Annotated in this window: 1 protein-coding gene; it reads right to left on the minus strand. The window is 57.1% G+C overall.

The features are described from left to right. A partial coding sequence (tuf, locus tag DG046_RS09580; protein WP_108832264.1) for an elongation factor Tu occupies positions 1-1,059 on the minus strand: 1,059 nt, incomplete at both ends.

Genomic DNA, 1,059 nt, shown 5'->3' on the forward strand with positions numbered 1-1,059 from the left:
AAGGTGGCGTTGTCGCCGGGCATGACCATTTCGACACCGTCTGCTAAGGTGATGTCGCCGGTTACGTCGGTGGTTCTGAAGTAGAATTGGGGACGGTAGCCGTTAAAGAACGGGGTGTGGCGTCCGCCTTCTTCTTTGCTCAGGACGTAGACTTCGGCTTCGAATTTGGTGTGGGGATGGATGCTGCCGGGTTCTGCCAGGACTTGGCCGCGTTCGATTTCGTCTCTTTGGACGCCGCGGAGTAAGAGGCCGACGTTGTCGCCTGCTTCGGCTTGGTCGAGTTGTTTTCTGAACATTTCGACGCCGGTGACGACGACGGTTCTTTTTTCGGTGGTTAAGCCGACGATTTCGACGTTGTCGTTGACTTTGATGGTGCCGCGTTCAACACGACCGGTGGCAACGGTGCCGCGGCCGGTGATGGAGAAGATGTCTTCGACGGGCATGAGGAAGGGGTGATCGATGTCGCGGATGGGATCGTCGATCCATTCGTCGACGGTGTCCATGAGGGCGACGATTTTGTCTCCCCATTCTCCGTCGGGATCTTCCAATGCTTTTAAGGCGCTGCCCACGGTGATGGGGGTGTTGTCGCCGTCGAATTCGTATTCGCTAAGAAGATCGCGTACTTCCATTTCGACGAGTTCGATGAGTTCGTCGTCATCGACTTGGTCTTGTTTGTTTAAGAAGACGACGATTTTGGGTACGCCGACTTGGCGGGCCAAGAGGATGTGTTCGCGGGTTTGGGGCATGGGGCCGTCTGCCGCGGATACAACGAGGATGGCGCCGTCCATTTGTGCCGCGCCGGTGATCATGTTTTTAACGTAGTCGGCGTGGCCGGGGCAGTCGACGTGGGCGTAGTGGCGTTTGTCGGTTTCGTATTCGACGTGGGACGTGGAGATGGTGATGCCGCGTTCTCTTTCTTCGGGGGCTTTGTCGATGTTTGCGTAGTCGACGAATTCGCCGGAGCCGAAGCGTTTGTTTAATACGAGGGTGATTGCCGCCGTAAGGGTGGTCTTGCCGTGGTCGACGTGGCCGATGGTGCCGACGTTGACGTGGGGTTTG

The sequence above is a fragment of the Aedoeadaptatus coli genome (assembly GCF_900343085.1).
Classification (GTDB): domain Bacteria; phylum Bacillota; class Clostridia; order Tissierellales; family Peptoniphilaceae; genus Aedoeadaptatus; species Aedoeadaptatus coli.